Origin of the sequence: Brucella haematophila, from assembly GCF_005938105.1 — a bacterium.
Lineage (GTDB): Bacteria > Pseudomonadota > Alphaproteobacteria > Rhizobiales > Rhizobiaceae > Brucella > Brucella haematophila.
In genome coordinates, this window is record NZ_VCPE01000005.1 from 276,477 (window position 1) to 294,559 (window position 18,083).

Below are 18,083 nucleotides of genomic sequence, written 5' to 3' on the forward strand. Positions count from 1 at the left end.
GCGGGCCATGGTGGAAACTCACCCTTGGCGCTACTATATATAGAACGTTTGGATGGAAAAGATGAAGATCGAACGCCGTTTCACGAAAGAGAATCAGTCGGCCTATGCGGACATCGCGTTTCGGACTGCGACCAGCGAGATCAAAAATCCCGATGGATCCATCGTATTCCGCCTGGAAAACATCAATGTACCGGCTCAGTTCAGTCAGGTCGCAGCCGACATTCTTGCGCAGAAATATTTCCGCAAGGCTGGCGTGCCTGCCCATCTGAAGAAAGTCGAAGAAAACGACGTCCCGTCGTGGCTGTGGCGCTCGGTCGCCGATGAAGATGCGCTGGCATCGCTGCCGCAGAACGAGCGTTATGGCTCCGAAATGGACGCCTGTCAGGTTTTTGATCGCCTTGCCGGCACCTGGACCTATTGGGGCTGGAAAGGCGGCTATTTCGGTTCGGAAGAAGATGCGCTCGCCTTCCGTGACGAGCTTGCCTATATGCTCGCTACCCAGCGCGTCGCACCGAACAGCCCGCAATGGTTCAACACCGGCCTGCATTGGGCTTATGGCATTGACGGTCCCGGTCAGGGCCATTTCTATGTCGACTGGCAGACCGGCAAGCTGACCAAATCCAAGTCGTCCTACGAACACCCGCAGCCGCATGCCTGCTTCATCCAGTCCGTCGCTGACGATCTGGTCAATGAAGGCGGCATCATGGACCTTTGGGTTCGCGAAGCGCGCCTGTTCAAATACGGCTCCGGCACGGGCTCCAACTTCAGCCATCTGCGCGGCGAAGGCGAAAAGCTTTCCGGCGGCGGCAAGTCGTCTGGCCTGATGAGCTTCCTCAAGATCGGTGACCGCGCTGCGGGCGCCATCAAGTCGGGCGGCACGACCCGTCGCGCCGCAAAGATGGTCGTGGTCGACATCGACCATCCGGATATCGAAGAATATATCGACTGGAAGGTGAAGGAAGAGCAGAAGGTTGCTTCGCTCGTCACCGGTTCCAAGATCGTCAAGCAGCATCTGGCTGCGATCATGAAGGCTTGCGTCAACTGCGAAGCCGACAATGACGATTGCTTCGACCCGTCGAAGAACCCTGCCCTGAAGCGCGAAATCAAGGCAGCCAAGAAGAACCAGGTTCCTGAAAACTACGTCAAGCGCGTGATCCAGTTTGCACGCCAGGGCTATACCGACATTCAGTTCAAGACCTATGACACGGACTGGGATTCGGAAGCCTATCTCACGGTTTCGGGCCAGAATTCGAACAACTCCGTCTCGCTGAAGGATGAATTCCTGCGCGCCGTCGAAAACGACAGCGACTGGAACCTGACCGCACGTAAAGACGGCAAGGTCATGAAGACCCTGAAGGCGCGCGATCTTTGGGAAAAGATCGGTTACGCCGCATGGGCGTCTGCTGATCCGGGTCTGCACTACAACACGACCATGAACGACTGGCACACCTGCCCGGTCGCCGGTCCGATCCGCGCTTCCAACCCGTGCTCGGAATATATGTTCCTTGACGATACGGCTTGTAACCTGGCGTCGATCAACCTGCTCACCTATCGCAACAAGGACGGTTCGTTCGACATTGCGGCTTACGAGCACACGGCGCGCCTGTGGACCATCGTTCTCGAAATCTCGGTGATGATGGCGCAGTTCCCGTCCAAGGAAATTGCCCGCCTCTCCTACGAATACCGCACGCTCGGCCTCGGCTATGCCAATATTGGCGGCCTGCTGATGACTTCCGGTATTCCTTATGACTCCGATGAAGGCCGCGCCATCTGCGGTGCGCTGACCGCGATCATGACCGGTATTGCCTATGCAACCTCCGCCGAAATGGCGAAGGAACTGGGTACTTTCCCAAGCTATGAGCCGAATGCCGAGCATATGCTGCGCGTCATGCGTAACCATCGTCTGGCCGCCCATGGCGAGACGGAAGGTTATGAAGGTCTCGCCGTCAACCCGGTTGCACTGATTGCCGAGGACTGCCCGGATCAGGACCTGATCACCCATGCCCGTGCGGCCTGGGACAAGGCGCTGGAACTCGGTGAAAAGCACGGCTACCGCAACGCCCAGTCGACCGTTATCGCGCCAACCGGCACGATCGGCCTCGTCATGGATTGCGACACGACCGGTATCGAGCCTGACTTCGCGCTGGTGAAGTTCAAGAAGCTGGCCGGTGGCGGCTACTTCAAGATCATCAACCGCGCCGTGCCGGAAGCGCTCCGCACGCTCGGTTACTCGGAAAGCCAGATTGCCGAAATCGAAGCCTATGCTGTCGGCCACGGCAACATCAATCAGGCTCCGGGCGTCAATCCTTCGTCGCTGCGCGGCAAAGGCTTCACCGATGAGAAGATCGAAGCCCTGAATGCAGCGCTCAAGAGCGCGTTCGACATCAAGTTCGCTTTCAACAAGTGGACGCTGGGCGAAGATTTCTGCAAGGACGTGCTGAAGCTCACCGACGAACAGCTGAACGATTTCTCGTTCGAAATGCTGCCGGCTCTGGGCTTCTCCAAGAAGGACATCGAAGCTGCCAACATCCATGTTTGCGGCGCAATGACCCTCGAAGGTGCACCGTTCCTCAAGGAAGAAGACTACGCAGTGTTCGATTGCGCCAATCCGTGCGGCAAGATCGGCAAGCGTTACCTCTCGGTGGATAGCCACATCCGCATGATGGCTGCCGCACAGCCATTCATTTCGGGCGCGATCTCCAAGACGATCAACATGCCGAACGACGCGACCGTTGAAGACTGCAAGAACGCTTACATGCTGTCATGGAAGCTGGCTCTGAAGGCCAATGCGCTTTACCGCGACGGTTCCAAGCTTTCGCAGCCGCTCAACGCTGCGCTGATCTCGGACGATGAAGACGAAGATGATGCAGTCGAAGCGCTGATCGAAGCACCGGCCGCGGCCCGCGCCGTTCAGGTGACGGAACGCATCGTCGAAAAAGTCATCGAGAAGATCGTGCATGAGCGCGAAAAGCTTCCAAACCGCCGTCAGGGCTACACCCAGAAGGCAGTTGTCGGCGGACACAAGGTCTATCTGCGCACCGGCGAGTTCGGTGATGGACGCCTCGGTGAAATCTTCATCGATATGCACAAAGAAGGCGCTGCTTTCCGTGCGATGATGAACAACTTCGCCATCGCTGTGTCGCTCGGCCTGCAATATGGCGTGCCGCTGGAAGAATATGTGGAGGCATTCACCTTCACCAAGTTCGAACCGGCTGGCATCGTGATCGGCAATGACGCGATCAAGACCGCAACGTCGATCATCGACTATGTGTTCCGCGAACTGGCTGTGTCCTATCTGGGCCGCAACGACCTCGCCCATGTCGACACCAGCGATTTCTCGAACACGGCGCTCGGCAAGGGTATCCAGGAAGGCAAGACCAATCTGGTTTCGACCGGCTGGACGCGCGGCTACAAGCCGACGCTGGTGACCAACACGACGCCGGGCAGCGAAGCCAAGGGTTCGTCGGCATCGGCACCGCAGGCTTCGAATGTCACGACCTTGAAGTCCAGCGCTGCTCCGGCTGGTCGCCCGGCGACCATCGGTCTGGTGACGGAAGGTGCAACGGCTTTCAAGCGTGAGTTTGAAGAACAGACTACGCCTGCTCCGGTACAGCAGCAGGAAACCTCGGCTGCAACCGAACTGTTCTCCGACAAGGCTGCTGCCGATGCTGCTTCGGCCCGTGCCGAAAGCGCCAACTCGGCAAAGAAGATCGAAGCCGACCGTCGCATCAAGTCGATGATGCAGGGTTACACCGGCGACAGCTGCACGGAGTGCCAGAACTTCACCATGGTGCGTAATGGTACCTGCCTGAAGTGCGACACCTGCGGTGCAACGAGCGGCTGCAGCTGATCGAACGGCGGCAAGAAGCCATTCAATATTCTACGAAGATAAAAGAGCGCCCCTCGGGGCGCTCTTTTCGTTCGTGAAGAGACGAAACAGCTCGTACATCCTCGCGCAAAAGCAATGCGCATGTTTTCTTCGTGTCACCGCGGTTAAGACTTCCAAACAGGCAACTTGTGGGCATACTGGTCTTCGATACTTTGTCGGCTCATTTCGAGAGTCGGCCCCTCCCCATTCCGGTTTTGTGAGGACGCGATGAAAGCGATTGTCATCCACGCCGCAAGGGACTTGCGCATTGATGAGTGTGAGCCCGAGACGCCCGGTCCCGGCGAGGTTGAAATCCGTCTCGCCACTGGCGGCATATGCGGCTCGGACCTGCATTATTACAACCATGGCGGCTTCGGCACCGTGCGCGTCAAAGAACCGATGATCCTTGGGCACGAGGTTTCCGGTCATATCGCAGCGCTTGGCGAAGGCGTTTCCGGGCTAGCCATCGGCGATCTGGTCGCCATATCGCCGTCCCGTCCCTGCGGTCACTGCGAATATTGCCTCAAAGGGCTGCCCAACCACTGTTTCAACATGCGTTTTTACGGATCGGCGATGCCCTTCCCGCATATTCAGGGCGCGTTCCGGGAACGGCTTGTCGCTCAGGCAAGCCAATGTGTGAAGGCCGATGGTCTCAGCGCCGGTGAAGCAGCAATGGCCGAACCGCTCGCAGTCACACTGCATGCCACCCGCCGCGCAAGCGAGATATTGGGCAAGCGCGTGCTGGTGACCGGCTGCGGCCCCATCGGTACGCTTTCGATCCTGTCGGCCCGTCGTGCGGGCGCGGCAGAAATCATCGCGGTGGATATTTCCGGGCCAGCACTGGAATTTGCGCGCAAGGCTGGTGCGGATCGCACGATTAATCTTTCGCAGAACCCGGAAGGGCTGGCCGAATTCAGCCAGAACAAAGGTTCGTTCGACATATTGTACGAGTGTTCCGGCGCAGCATCTGCCCTTGTGGCAGGCATACACGCGCTTAGACCACGCGGTATCATCGTACAGCTTGGAGTGGGCGGTGATATGAACCTGCCAATCAACACGATAACAGCCAAAGAACTCGACCTGCGTGGTTCATTCCGCTTTCACGAAGAATTCGCTCTCGCCGTAAAGCTCATGCAGGACGGGTTGATCGACGTTAAACCGCTCATCACGCAGACCCTGCCGCTCGCTGATGCGCTGAGAGCCTTTGATATCGCTTCGGATAAAACGCAATCGATGAAAACCCAGATTGCATTCAACTAAAGAATTTCCAGTAAAAGCACGAGGCGGGTCGAATGCCTCGTGCTGACCGAACCGCTCCAGGAGGAGAAATGAGCGTCCAACTCTTCGATCTGACAGGCAAACGCGCGCTTGTGACCGGCTCGTCGCAAGGGATCGGCTATGCGCTGGCAAAGGGCCTCGCCGCCGCTGGAGCCGACGTCGTTCTCAACGGTCGCGATGCGGCCAAGCTAAAGGCTGCCGCCGAAAGCCTCGGAGTGAAGCACACGCTGGCCTTCGACGCGACGGACCATGAAGCCGTTCGCGCCGCCATAGATGGGTTCGAAGCGGATTTCGGCCCCATCGACATTCTGGTCAACAATGCGGGCATGCAGCACCGCACCCCGCTGGAAGACTTTCCAGCCGATGCTTTTGAACGTTTGCTGAAAGCCAATGTCTCCACAGTGTTCAATGTGGGGCAGGCTGTTGCCAGACATATGATCAAGCGCGGCGCGGGCAAGATTATCAACATCGCCAGCGTCCAGACCGCACTCGCCAGACCGGGCATTGCCCCTTACACCGCCACCAAAGGCGCTGTCGGCAATCTCACCAAGGGCATGGCCACCGACTGGGCGAAATACGGCTTGCAATGCAACGCAATCGCGCCGGGATATTTCGATACGCCGTTGAACGCCGCCCTCGTTTCAGATCCGGCTTTCTCCAGCTGGCTTGAAAAGCGTACCCCGGCGGGACGCTGGGGTAAGGTCGATGAGCTGGTCGGCGCATGCATTTTCCTTGCGTCCAATGCCTCATCCTTCGTCAATGGCCATGTGCTCTATGTGGATGGCGGCATCACCGCCTCTCTTTGAAGATCAAAGACTGTAGCAATTTGCATCCAGATGCCGGTCCGTGGATAATTTAACCGGATCGGCATCCCCTAAAAATACTCTTGGCGGTTGATTTGAAAGCCGCGCCGCCTTATTTCGCAATATATCTCGATGATACAATCATCAAAACTGTGGTGGTCGTTGAACGGCAACCATCAACACTCGCGAAAACACGTCTCGGGAAAATCTATTGTCGGAATTCTTTATTTCAAATCCGTGGGCGGAGACGCTTACGGCTCTTGGGGGATTGTTTCTCTCTGCATTCGTCGCAAATTTTCTGATCAAGGCGATCCTGCTCAAGCTGCTTGACCGGATCGTTCGGAAGACCTCATTCGGTCAGGACGAAGAGCTGAACCAGCACAGCGTCATCAGCCGTCTGGCCAATATCATTCCTGCCTTAATCATCTCTTCCGGCATTCTGGCGATACCTGGATTGCCGGAAACAGCAATTACTATCATTCGTAATGTTGCGATTGCCTTCATCATTCTGACGCTGGCCTTAGCGGTCAATTCGGCATTCGGTGTGGTCGACACGCTTTATCATCGACGTCCAGAAGCACGTTATCGGCCCATCAAGGGTTATATTCAGGTCACCAAACTGGCGGTCTATATCATTGCCGCCGTCCTTATCATCGCAACCCTGCTTGATAAGTCGCCGGTTATTCTGCTTTCCGGTGTCGGTGCGATGGCTGCCGTGCTGATCCTCGTTTTTCAGGACACGCTGCTCTCACTGGTCGCCAGTATGCAGATCGCCTCGTCAAACATGGTCCGCGTGGGAGACTGGATTGAGATGAAGAACCTCGATGCCAATGGTGATGTGACGGAAATCGCGCTTTATACGGTCAAGGTGCAGAACTTCGACAAAACGATCACCACCATCCCGATCCGCAAGCTCATCACCGAACCGATGAAGAACTATCGCGGCATGCAGGAATCGGGTGGCCGTCGTATCAAGCGCGCGCTTTACATCGATCAGAACTCAATCCGTTTCCTTTCCGACGATGAACGCGCAAGCATGGCTTCTGTTGACTGGCTGGCGGACTATCTGCCCAAAAAAGCCAAGGAAATCGCGGAGTGGAATGACAAGCTGGGCGACCGCGCCAAAAATCCCGTCAACACGCGGCGTTTCACCAATATCGGCACGTTCCGCGCTTATGTGGAAAACTATCTGCGCAATCACTCCGGCGTTCATAAGGGCATGACGCTGCTCGTGCGCCAGATGGACCCAACCCCGGAGGGACTGCCTCTCGAAATCTATTGCTTCGCCAACACCACGGTCTGGGCGTCTTTCGAGCAGATACAGTCGGATATTTTCGACCATCTCTATGCGGTGCTGCCGGAATTCGGCTTGAGCGCATTCCAGAACCCGAGCGGCAAGGATTTCCGCAAGCTAGTGGATTGAATTTGACGTTTAAATCCCGGCAGACACATATGCTGTTTCAAACGTCAAATTCGAAAAATCCATTAGATGCATATAGTTGCTAGTGGTCTTTATGATTCCAACATTTACTCAGCGCTTGGAACCGAGGGATGCAAATGTTGGAAGCAGACCACTAGTGCTGGCCGAGTAAAGCTTTAGCGAAGAGCCTCGACGACGCGCGCGTCTAGGTTTTGAACGCTATAGCCTGAACGGGTGGGCGTCAGCCCCAGACGCACCACGGCCAGATGCATGGAAGGAACGATCATGACGGTTTGTCCGTCATGGCCGGACATCCAGAATGCATCGTCTGGAATGCCGCCCTCGCCTGCCTTGGCCCCGCCAGCCCGTAACCAGACTTGCGCTGAACCGTAACGACCATCTGAGGCCGATGACGGCTTGCGCATAAACGAAACGAAATCCACTGGCAGAACTTCCTTGCCATCGAGTTTCGCGCCGTCTGCCAGAAATGCGCCCAGCTTGGCCCAATCGCGCGCCGTCGCATACATATAGGATGAGCCCGCAAACACGCCCGAGGCGTCGGTTTCCAATATGGCGCTGGTCATGCCCAGCGGTTCGAACAGAGCGATGCGCGGATAGACGAGTGCCTCATTCCGGTCGTCAAAACTCTCCATGAACAGCTTGGACAGAATATTCGCCGTACCGCTGGAATAGTTGAATTTCGTTCCCGGTTGCGCCTCCAGCGGAAGCGAAGCCGCAAATCCAGCCATATCCTTTTCGAGAAACAGCATGCGGGTAACATCGGCCACCGTTCCGTAATTCTCGTTAAACCGCAGCCCGCTTTCCATGGCCATCAGATTGGCAACGGTAATCGTGGCGCGCTCGTCATTTTGCCATTCCGGTAGAAGATTGCTTTTGCCCAGATCCATGCGATTTTCAGCAACGCGCATCCCGATCAGCGTCGCCATGACGGATTTGGTCATCGACCAGCCGAGCAGCGGCGTATCGGCGCTGAAGCCTTCGCCATAGGTTTCGGCGACAAGCTGACCATTATGAATAACAGCAACCGCTCGCATGCCGGGGCCCGCCAGTTCGTTGTCCTCGATAACGCTCTGCACCTTTGCAGAGATCGCGATATCCAGCGACGGCGCCGTCGCTGATGCAGCCTCGTCGCTAACGACGCTGCGGCTATCCGTTGATTGAATATTGGCGCATCCCTGTCCGGGAAGATACACAGCTTTGCTGACCGCGAAGAATCCGAAAATCCGCACCGTTACGCTGTTGGTGTTGTCGTCCACGGCAACATTGAGGAATTTCAACAGCGGATTTCCCGGTGCCTGAACATCATCGGCGAGAACAGCATCGGGGTCGCGCTTTGCGATAAAGACATTGGAGCAAACGATCTTAGCCGCATAGCCCGTGCCAACCCGCAAAAGCTCGGGTGGGCTGAAACCGAGCCACACCGCCGCACCGACGACCAGCACAACGATCAAGCCAATGATGCATTGTAGAAATCGCTTTAAAAACTTCGGCATGAGTTACCGTTTTCTCTTCAGAGCAAGCACCGCTTCCGTATCGAGAAGACAGACTTGCAAAAACACGTTTGAACGAAGATCAATGTTGCTGCGCAATCAGGATTGCTTCTGATTTTTCTCCAGCAGAATGCCCGACAGAATTTCGATTTGCTGCTGTTGTTTCTCGATCAACGCCCGCAATTCGTTTGAGCGCAATTGATCGAACTTCTCATGCAGAGCCATGATTTCGATCTCTGCCTTCAAATTCACTTCATAGTCGTGCGATGCGTCCAGCCGGTCCTTAGCTGCCTGCCGGTTCTGGCTCATCATGATGATTGGCGCTTGAACCGCCGCCAGCATGGAAAGAACCAGATTGAGAAAAATATACGGATAAGGGTCAAAGGCTCTGGTCGCGAGCAAGCTATTGAACGCCACCCAGACCGCGAGAATGACACCAAAGACAATGATAAAGGTCCACGAGCCGCCAAATTCGGCGACCTTGTCAGCCAGACGCTGCCCGGTGGTTCGTTTTTCGTCGAAGGATTCGTTGATATCTTGCGCGATGGTCTGCCGTTCGGCCAACCGCTTGAGAACGGACTTTTCCCGGACGGTTAATGTCTCCGGTGATCGTCCCAGATAGCGCAACACCCTATCGAGAACTTCCTGACGAAACTTGCTGGCTTTATCGTCCGCTTCCGACATGCCGATCTCCGAGTCTGACCACATTACCCGCATGTTTCTGCGAAACGGAGATTCAGTCAATTACCGACGTTTTATAGAATCAGGATGTTCGACTGGTCATATGAAAAGGGGCGCTCACGCGCCCCTCATTATTTTATCGATTGGAACTGCCCGGGCCATTCCACCGGCCACCGTGATACCGGTGATGTCCGCGATAGTAATCACGCTTGTAATGACGGTGCGATTGCCAGCGGTGATCCCTGTAATGACGACGATCGGAACGCCAATGATCCCGTCTGTGGTAATTCCGCTTCTTCCAGTGCTTATGCGAATGGTAACCGCGATGGTCGCGAACCTGTTCGACATTGGAGGTTACGCCGGGCTTTGCGAGATTGGCCACTGGCGCAGCGGAAGCCGCTCCGGCGCCCACTAACAAGCCAACGCCAACAATTCCAGCAATAAGTCCACTAAAGAGCTTCATTTCCTGTACTCCTCTTGATGGAAGCATCATGAAACTTAGCGCATGAACTCAAAATGAACAGCTTCGACTTTTCAACCATCTGTGATCATCTTAAGAAGCACCACAATATTCTTCAAAATATTTTTTGTGCGATAATAATTAGTTACCACGCTGGCAAAGCCGGGAAATACCCAGCAAATATTCGTTACAAATCTTCGATTGAGATAAACGCTGCCCACTGTAAATTCATCTTCGGCGGCCCAAGCAACCGCCCCGACTGGAAGACACACCAGTCCGTTTAATTGCGTGTTGCCCCAATAACGCGCAATTGACATGGGAGACGCCACGCTGCCCTTGTTGAGCGTCTCCCACTCCATCTTCTCGATGCAACCTGAACGGGTTCATTTTTCTGCCGCCTTTATGCAATCATCTCCACACGCGCTTCGTTGCATCGGCGGTGAAGCGCACCCCGGCGTCATTATGCACCAAACACAAACGTCGGGGTTTCTCCTTCTGGTTCCCGCTTTCATACGGTTGCAGCAGTCAATCCAAACGCTTTAGGCATCGAACGGTGAACCATCCTGCTATTCATGCGTTACCCCTCTGTCCCCAAAACGCAAAACGGAGGAAATCCCGATGGACTGGAACCGTGTTGAAGGCAACTGGAAGCAGGTTAAAGGCAAGATCCAGGAACAATGGGGCAAGCTAACCGACGACGATCTGGACCAGATCAGCGGTCGTCGCGAGCAGCTTGAAGGCAAGATTCAAGAACGGTATGGCGTGGCGAAAGACCGGGCCAAATCCGAAATTGACGACTGGTATGACCGCCAGCAATGGTTGTCCTGAATGAAACCCCGCTACGGCGGGGTTTTTCATTTCTTTAAGTTGCCTCCAAAGTTCATCCTTTCAGCCACTCGACTTGTACTTGCGACTCAGTTTTTATCCCGCATCAATTGCTTTAGCTTTTGAATAGATATGAGGGAAACCATGCGGGGATTTCTAATCGCGGCGTTTGTGCTTGCGTCGGCTTCTGTTGCCAGTGCGGCCGAAAAACCAATCGATTCATATTATGCGCGTCTCAGCGCCGCCGATCATTTCAACTCGTCCGGCGAGCGGCTTACCACGGCAGCCGCCATCATCCGGCAGGACCGGGCGAATGTTTATGTCTACGGAAAGCGTGATTCCGAGGATGATCTGGATGACTATTTCAACAATAAGGCCAACCGGGCGCGTCTTGAGCGCATGGTTGCCAATGGCAGCTTCTATGGACGTTCCGAGCACGACATTCTGAACGGCACGCCTTTGATTTATGTCGAAATTTACGACGACAGCGTTGTTGTGTCAGTCAAGGGCGACTGACTTTTAGAGGCATTGCCGCTCCGGATAGCAGCAGCAACAATTCGTTACAAATCTGCAATTGCGCTCTTTAACCGGCGGAATATCGTTCACAGCGGGTCGCCCCAAATGGCCCGCTGCGTATTTCGTTGAACTGGTACGTAGCCATAGGGAGACGTGACATGCCCTTGCCACGCCTCCCTTTTTCTATGTTAACTGAAACTCCGCTCGCGTTAGACGCTTGAGCCTGTCCTGCTTTCCCGATATCCAATAGTCCTGACCGTTCCAGTCTGATCTGCATCGCAGGGGTATGAAATGTCACGTAAACTGAATGTTGCTGCTTGTGCATTGGCGCTTCCCGCGCTGGCATCCTGCACGGCATCGCCTTCAGCCAATGTCAATCCGCCCAAGCCGCCTGTCGATCCAACCCCGATCATTGGCACGTGGTGTAGCAATAACGACAAGCGCTACACGATTTCCCCGGAGCGGTTCGATAGCCGTGACATGCAGTGTACGGTGATGAAACTCGACAACTACAAGGGAACGTTCACGCTCAATCTGGTTTGCGGTAGCAACGCCCAACAGGTCAGCGAGAATGTGACGATCACGCCAATAGGCGACGCTCTTGAGATCGTGTTCCTGTCGAAAGGTGTTCGCCACACCCGCGTAAACCGCTGTGGACCTTCGCCCTCGGCGCCGGTTGTAGCCCCCGTGCAATCCGAGCCAGCCCTGCCCCTTCCGCCCGTACAGTAAGAGGCGATTCCAGAAGTGTGTCATGCGTTTATGTTGGCGAAACATTCCGAAAGTTAGCCGGCAATACACTTTCAGTAGAGGTAAATATCCGTATTTCTGGTGCTAGCCGGCCTAAAAGGCTTGCACCAGACGACAAATGCATTACGTGTCTCCTGACAAGCGAAAGCGACGATATTTTTCTTCAGGCCAGAGCCGCGCTTTCATCCACTCAGCTCAATCGGAGGCTTCGCCAATGAAGAAAGCTATTCTCATCTGCATCGCGGCATTATCGGTAGGCGGCTTCGCTGCCACCAGCACAGTTATGGCTGCAACCTCTCCCAAACAGCGCGCCGCCGAGGTGAAAGCGGTCGTAGACGCGGTTTCTCGCGAACTCCCCAAGAACCCGATCAATACGGTGATGTACATTCGCGCAAACAATTTCGAGGTTCTCGCCGGAACCTGCACCGTGCGGGCACATATCGTCTCTTCCAAGGCGACAGAATCCGGCAAGCCCGACAAGATCAAGGTCCGTCTCAACCGGCAGCGGTGCACGCGATAGGGACAAGCCGTTCCTGCACAAGATTGCTTATCGTTAATATTGCTCATTCTGGCGGATCAAACGTATCCATGAGATAATATTAGCCATGAGAACTAAAGCGCTAACACGGACCCGACATACTGCTCTGATTGCGGTCAGGGTGTTGTGTCTTATTGTGCCGATTTTGGTCGCCCTCGCCGCCCTTATGCTCATTACCAGATTTGATGATGACAGAAATATCGTGACGAATACGGGCATTCCGGGAGCCACCGCGCCGACCGGTAACTGAAGGCTCGTGCAAGCGCATTGACGAGCCTTGAGGTATGCCAACGAGATGAATTCAAAAGAGATTTGGAAATGGTGGGCGCGACAGGGATTGAACCTGTGACCCCTCCCGTGTGAAGGGAGTGCTCTACCGCTGAGCTACGCGCCCTTAGAGCCGTCTATGTGCTCAATCAAGGTGACGCGGATATACGGTCCCGCTCGGGGCAAAGTCAAGCACCCGCAATCTCATTTCCCAAAATGATTTTCAGCACTGAAATCAGTTCGGTACGCTTCAACAAAAATGGCGGCTATCGAACGATAACCGCCATATCCAAGACCTTTAAATCCGTACTGCCACTGAACGCCAGCGGCAGAAGGTCGATTAAAGCGCTGCCAGTCGCGAAGCCGCCGTCTTGTCGGAAGCCTTTTGCATGCCTGAGTCGCGATCATAAACGTCGCCGTAATACCGAATCTGGCCATTCACATCAGGCCACGCGGTGAAGTAGGAAATATAGACCGGCACTGGCTCCGGCACCTTGATGCCGCGCTCGTTCTTGCCAAAATATTTTTCCAGTTCGCCAACCGGCTTGCCAAGTACGGCGGCAGCCATATCCCGCGGACGTTCCAGACGAATGCAGCCATGGCTCAGCGCACGCATATCGCGGCTGAAATACGACTTTGCCGGTGTGTCATGCATGTAGATATCATGTTCGTTCGGGAACAGAATCTTCAGTTCACCCAATGCATTATCCAGGCTCGGCTTCTGACGGATACCGACATGCGCTTTGCCCGAAGCTACAGCGCTCCAGTTGACGGCACTTGCCGAAACCTTCTTGCCAGCGACATAGACTTCATAGCCGTTACGGTCGAGATAGCTGGTGTCGCGCATGACCTTGGGCAGCATTTCGTTCAGAATAATCGAACGCGGCACCCCCCAGGACGGGTTGAACACAACCGTCTGGACCTTGTTGTAGAAGAAATAGGTCTGGTGGGTCGGCGAGCCGATCACCACATTCATGCCCAGCTTTTCCTGACCGCCTTCGAAATATTCGGCACGGTAGGCAGGCTGGTTGACCATCACGTAGCGCGTGCCAAAATCATGCGGCAGCCAGCGCAGGCGTTCCATCGAATAGAGAATGCGGTCGCGCTTGACGGATGATTGCTCTCCTTGCAGCGCGGAAATCGTGTTGCGTCCGATAACACCATCCGGCGCACTACCGGAAAGCTTCTGATAATCCTTGATCGCAGAAACCAGTTCCGGATCGTAAAGGCTCGTTTCCGCATGAGCCTGCAAGACATCGCGGTGTTTTTCCAGATAGTCAGCGGGTGCGTGTTTGGTGATCAGCGCGACGATCTTGGCCAGCTGATCACTGCTGTCACCCGGACGAATAGCGCCATCGAGAGACACACGAACGGTTTCACCCGTTGGAGCGTCCGTCTCGGACAAAGCCTGCTTCAAAGCCGCATATTGCGCATTGTCGGGCTGGAACCCGTGCAGATAAGCGGATGGATCAGCTTCATCCGCCAGTTTGGCCAGCACAGCTTTCGGATCGACGCGATCACGCGGCAGATCGTGGAAACCGCTCAAGCGGTCGGCGATTACACGTCCCTCGCCCGCATCCATCGCATAGCGCAGCGCACGGGCCGACATGCGAACTTCAAACTCGGCCAGTTTCTGCTGACGCTCTTCGTTCTGCGCCGGATCGAAATTGTCAGACGGGATCGTCACCGCATATTCATCGGCGTTGAGACCGTCTTCGCCTGCACGTGCGAAAAAGGCTGCAACGGCCTTGGCGCGATCAAGCACCTTGCCGTCTGCCGACCACATGAAAGAGCGGTTGGTCGAGTAATAGGAAACGATCGCTTCCGCGATTGGCTTCTCCGCCTTCACATCGACCGACTTCAAATAATCCATTGCTGCGTCGAAAGCACGATTACCAGCCGTTTCGCTGGCTTCTGGCGCCTTTTCCACGCGGATTGGCGACATGCCGGATGTCAGTGGATCAACAGCCGTTGTCGGGGCCGTTGCAGCCGTAACCTGCATGTCGAGCGCCGTGAAATCGATCTTGATCAGCGTTTCCGGCTTGTAATCATAGATTTCCGGTCCCTTGACCGTCACACGCTGTGCAGGAGGCGCGATACGCGTTGGTGCCGTTGGCGCAGCCGCGGCTGCAGCGCGGGGCGCGACGGCGGCGGGCGGAAGCGGGGCGACCGGCTGCTCAGCCTGCTGGCGGCGCTGCTGGAACAGTTCGAAAAGTGAATTCGCTGCCTGCGCCTGCGTAACAGGGAACAGGGCTGATGCGGCCAGAGCCAGTAACATCGCATTGCGGATATAAGACCCGCTCGTGCGAATTTCCTTTGCATCCATCTGCGCGCGCCGAGAAAACTGCATTTCAACCGCCAAAGTTAGCATGTCCGCCAAAAGGCGAATCCGTCTCAATCATTTCGCGTAGATTTTATGAATCTCGTATAGAAAGTTTTAACGCTAACGCCACTTCTTTCAATTTCTTGCTCTAAATTAATCACAAAACTTTGAGGGAGACGTATTAAAGCAACATGTGGCCTGCAACGGTCGGACCGTGTTTATCCCATTGCGCAATGTGCCGCAGTGGCTTCCGCCTCTCATCGCGCTAAAAGCCCCTCAGAATTTATCCCGGATGCTGCCCAGCAATCCGGGTTTTGAGCAACATAACGTGCAGGCGGTGATCTCGCGATTTCCGGCCAGCGCGGCAGGCAAGCAAGCGAGGTACCACGATGGCAGAAGCAAGCGCCGCCGATCTTTTTCCTCTTGGCGAAGACACCACCCCTTATCGCAAACTGACCTCCGACTTTGTTTCGGTCGATACGTTCAAAGGCCAGGAAATCCTGACCGTCGACCCGGAAGGTCTGCGTCTTCTTTCTGAAGCGGCATTTGCCGATATCAACCATCTGCTGCGCCCGGGACACCTCCAGCAGCTCGCCAAAATCATGGAAGACCCGGAAGCGACCGACAATGATCGCTTTGTGGCCTATGACCTTCTGAAAAACGCCAATATCGCCGCCGGCGGCGTCCTGCCGATGTGTCAGGATACCGGCACCGCGATCATCATGGGCAAAAAGGGCCGTCGCGTCTGGACCGAAGGCGGCGATGCCGACGCGCTCGGCAGCGGGGTGCTCGACGCTTATAACAAGAAAAACCTGCGTTATTCGCAGCTCGCGCCGCTGTCGATGTTTGAGGAAAAGAACACCAAGAACAATCTGCCTGCGCAGATCGACATCTATGAAGAAGGCGAAGACGCCTACAAATTCCTGTTCGTGGCAAAGGGCGGCGGTTCGGCCAACAAGACATTCCTGTATCAGGGCACGCCATCGCTTTTGACCCATGACCGCATGATCGACTTCCTCAAGGACAAGATCCTGAGCCTTGGCACTGCGGCCTGCCCGCCTTACCATCTGGCAATTGTCATCGGCGGCACATCAGCCGAGATGAACCTCAAGACCGTCAAGCTTGCCTCCACGCGCTATCTCGATAGCCTGCCGACGGAAGGTTCGGAAACCGGCCATGCTTTCCGCGATCTGGAAATGGAAGCCGAAATCCACAAGCTGACCCAGTCGCTGGGCGTCGGCGCACAGTTCGGCGGCAAGTATTTCTGCCATGACGTGCGCGTCATTCGCCTGCCGCGCCATGGCGCATCGTTGCCAATCGGCATCGGCGTTTCCTGCTCGGCAGATCGTCAGGCCAAGGGCAAGATCACCAAGGACGGTATTTTCCTGGAACAGCTGGAGACCAATCCGGCGCAATACATGCCGGATATCGACGAAGAAAAGCTGTCGTCGCATGTGGTGAAGATCGATCTCAACCAGCCAATGGCCGAGATTCTGAAAGAACTGTCCAAGCACCCCGTCAAGACGCAGCTTTCGCTGACCGGCCCTATTATCGTCGCCCGCGATCTGGCGCATGCGAAAATTCGCGAGCGGCTGGAAAACGGCGAATCCATGCCGGATTATTTCAAGAACCACCCGATCTATTATGCCGGTCCAGCCAAGACGCCAGCCGGTTATGCATCGGGTTCGTTCGGCCCAACCACGGCAGGCCGTATGGACTCCTATGTCGACCAGTTCCAGTCGTTTGGCGGCTCTATGGTGATGCTCGCCAAGGGCAACCGTTCGCGTCAGGTGCGCGAAGCCTGCGGAAGCCATGGCGGTTTCTATCTCGGCTCCATCGGTGGCCCCGCTGCCCGTCTGGCGCAGGACTGCATCAAGAAAGTTGAAGTGGTCGAATATCCAGAACTGGGCATGGAAGCCATCTGGCGGATCGAAGTGGAAGATTTCCCTGCTTTCATCGTCATCGACGACAAGGGCAATGACTTCTTCAAGGAACTCAATCTGGGTTGATCTGGCCCGATTGATCTCCGAAACGAATAAGGGCGGCTGTTACAGCCGCCCTTTTTGTATCAGGCATTCGCTCCGCCGTCGGCGGTCAGCGTGGCACCCGTAACGAAGCGCGACTCGGGACCTGCAAGCCATGCCACCAGATTTGCAATATCATCCGGCGAGCCATAGCTTCCCGTCGCGATACGCTCCAGCTGCGGGCCAGAGTGATCGCCGCCAGCAGGGTTCATATCCGTATTGGTAGACCCCGGCTGTACGACATTGACCGTCACGCCCTTGGGGCCAAGATCGCGGGCAAGCCCCTTCGTCAGACCAATCAATGCCGACTTGCTGGCGGCATAGAGGCTAATGCCCGGCCAAGCGACAAGGTCCGCCAGATTAGAGCCGATGGTGACGATGCGTCCACCCTCGCCCAGATGCGGCGAAGCTGCGGATATGGCGGCGAACACCGCCCGGAAATTCACCGCCATAACCTCATCGAAATCCGCAAGCGTCACCTGATCCAGCGGAGCTGCACGCCAGATGCCAGCGCTATTGACCAGAATATCCAGACGACCCAGCTCTTTGACCGTCGCTTCAATTGCAGCGGCAATTTCATCGGCGTCACGGTTATCCGCCTTGAATGCGACTGCTCGACCACCTTCGGCAGTGATCGCCGATACGACTGCGTCGGCTTTGTCCTTCGAGCTGACATAGGTGATTGCAACACTTGCACCGTCTTTTGCCAGTCGTCGCGCAATCGCGGCACCGATACCGCGACTACCGCCGGTTACAAAGGCCACTTTTCCATTCAAAGGCTTTCCAGTCATGAAGGCATCCTTTATGTATCGATTGATACAT

General features: G+C 55.6%; 15 protein-coding genes and 1 tRNA gene. 9 read left to right on the plus strand and 7 right to left on the minus strand.

What is annotated here, in order from left to right; genetic code table 11:
- Positions 1 to 61 precede the first annotated feature (61 nt).
- From FGI60_RS10745 to FGI60_RS10760, 4 genes are all read left to right on the plus strand, one after another.
- On the plus strand, positions 62 to 3,850 hold the full coding sequence (locus tag FGI60_RS10745) for a vitamin B12-dependent ribonucleotide reductase (protein WP_138785154.1): 3,789 nt from the start codon (positions 62 to 64) through the stop codon (positions 3,848 to 3,850).
- A gap of 246 nt (positions 3,851 to 4,096) precedes the next feature.
- Positions 4,097 to 5,128, plus strand: coding sequence for an L-idonate 5-dehydrogenase (locus tag FGI60_RS10750; protein ID WP_138785155.1), 1,032 nt, complete (start codon positions 4,097 to 4,099; stop codon positions 5,126 to 5,128).
- A 68-nt stretch (positions 5,129 to 5,196) separates the two neighbouring features.
- Positions 5,197 to 5,952 (plus strand): SDR family oxidoreductase, encoded by a 756-nt coding sequence (locus FGI60_RS10755; RefSeq protein ID WP_138785156.1) that lies wholly within the window; start codon positions 5,197 to 5,199, stop codon positions 5,950 to 5,952.
- Between the two features lie 208 nt (positions 5,953 to 6,160).
- The gene (locus FGI60_RS10760) at positions 6,161 to 7,372 is read left to right on the plus strand and encodes a mechanosensitive ion channel family protein (RefSeq protein WP_138785157.1); all 1,212 of its coding nucleotides are present in this window, start codon (positions 6,161 to 6,163) and stop codon (positions 7,370 to 7,372) included.
- A 173-nt stretch (positions 7,373 to 7,545) separates the two neighbouring features.
- Here FGI60_RS10760 and FGI60_RS10765 read toward each other — a convergent pair whose 3' ends face one another.
- From FGI60_RS10765 to FGI60_RS10780, 4 genes are all read right to left on the minus strand, one after another.
- Positions 7,546 to 8,883 carry a serine hydrolase domain-containing protein gene (locus FGI60_RS10765; protein WP_138785158.1) on the minus strand — a complete coding sequence of 446 codons (1,338 nt, stop codon included), beginning with the start codon at positions 8,881 to 8,883 and terminating at the stop codon, positions 7,546 to 7,548.
- 96 nt (positions 8,884 to 8,979) lie between these two features.
- On the minus strand, positions 8,980 to 9,564 hold the full coding sequence (locus FGI60_RS10770; RefSeq protein ID WP_138785159.1) for a DUF1003 domain-containing protein: 585 nt from the start codon (positions 9,562 to 9,564) through the stop codon (positions 8,980 to 8,982).
- Positions 9,565 to 9,697: 133 nt separating this feature from the next.
- The gene (locus tag FGI60_RS10775) at positions 9,698 to 10,024 is read right to left on the minus strand and encodes a hypothetical protein (protein WP_138785160.1); all 327 of its coding nucleotides are present in this window, start codon (positions 10,022 to 10,024) and stop codon (positions 9,698 to 9,700) included.
- 71 nt (positions 10,025 to 10,095) lie between these two features.
- Entirely contained in the window at positions 10,096 to 10,380 is a 285-nt protein-coding gene (locus FGI60_RS10780) for a hypothetical protein (protein ID WP_171058749.1), read from the minus strand.
- Positions 10,381 to 10,639: 259 nt separating this feature from the next.
- On the opposite strand from FGI60_RS10780, the gene FGI60_RS10785 reads away from it, so the two are divergent.
- The 4 genes from FGI60_RS10785 to FGI60_RS10800 all read left to right on the plus strand — a co-directional run bounded on the left by FGI60_RS10785 (position 10,640) and on the right by FGI60_RS10800 (position 12,629).
- Positions 10,640 to 10,849 (plus strand): CsbD family protein, encoded by a 210-nt coding sequence (locus FGI60_RS10785; protein ID WP_138785162.1) that lies wholly within the window; start codon positions 10,640 to 10,642, stop codon positions 10,847 to 10,849.
- 141 nt (positions 10,850 to 10,990) lie between these two features.
- Positions 10,991 to 11,362 carry a hypothetical protein gene (locus tag FGI60_RS10790; protein WP_138785163.1) on the plus strand — a complete coding sequence of 124 codons (372 nt, stop codon included), beginning with the start codon at positions 10,991 to 10,993 and terminating at the stop codon, positions 11,360 to 11,362.
- Between the two features lie 291 nt (positions 11,363 to 11,653).
- On the plus strand, positions 11,654 to 12,091 hold the full coding sequence (locus tag FGI60_RS10795) for a hypothetical protein (protein WP_210238437.1): 438 nt from the start codon (positions 11,654 to 11,656) through the stop codon (positions 12,089 to 12,091).
- 232 nt (positions 12,092 to 12,323) lie between these two features.
- Complete coding sequence (locus FGI60_RS10800; RefSeq protein WP_138785164.1) at positions 12,324 to 12,629, plus strand: hypothetical protein; 306 nt, start codon at positions 12,324 to 12,326, stop codon at positions 12,627 to 12,629.
- Positions 12,630 to 12,966: 337 nt separating this feature from the next.
- On the opposite strand, the gene FGI60_RS10805 is transcribed toward FGI60_RS10800, so the two are convergent.
- Both FGI60_RS10805 and FGI60_RS10810 read right to left on the minus strand, forming a co-directional pair.
- Positions 12,967 to 13,041, minus strand: a tRNA-Val gene (locus tag FGI60_RS10805).
- A 213-nt stretch (positions 13,042 to 13,254) separates the two neighbouring features.
- A complete protein-coding gene (locus FGI60_RS10810; protein ID WP_138785165.1) occupies positions 13,255 to 15,264 on the minus strand; it encodes a L,D-transpeptidase family protein in 2,010 nt (669 codons plus the stop codon).
- Between the two features lie 362 nt (positions 15,265 to 15,626).
- Between FGI60_RS10810 and FGI60_RS10815 the strand changes: the two genes are divergently transcribed.
- Entirely contained in the window at positions 15,627 to 17,246 is a 1,620-nt protein-coding gene (locus tag FGI60_RS10815) for a fumarate hydratase (RefSeq protein WP_138785166.1), read from the plus strand.
- Positions 17,247 to 17,305: 59 nt separating this feature from the next.
- On the opposite strand, the gene FGI60_RS10820 is transcribed toward FGI60_RS10815, so the two are convergent.
- A complete protein-coding gene (locus FGI60_RS10820) occupies positions 17,306 to 18,052 on the minus strand; it encodes a 3-oxoacyl-ACP reductase family protein (RefSeq protein WP_138785167.1) in 747 nt (248 codons plus the stop codon).
- Positions 18,053 to 18,083 lie beyond the last annotated feature (31 nt).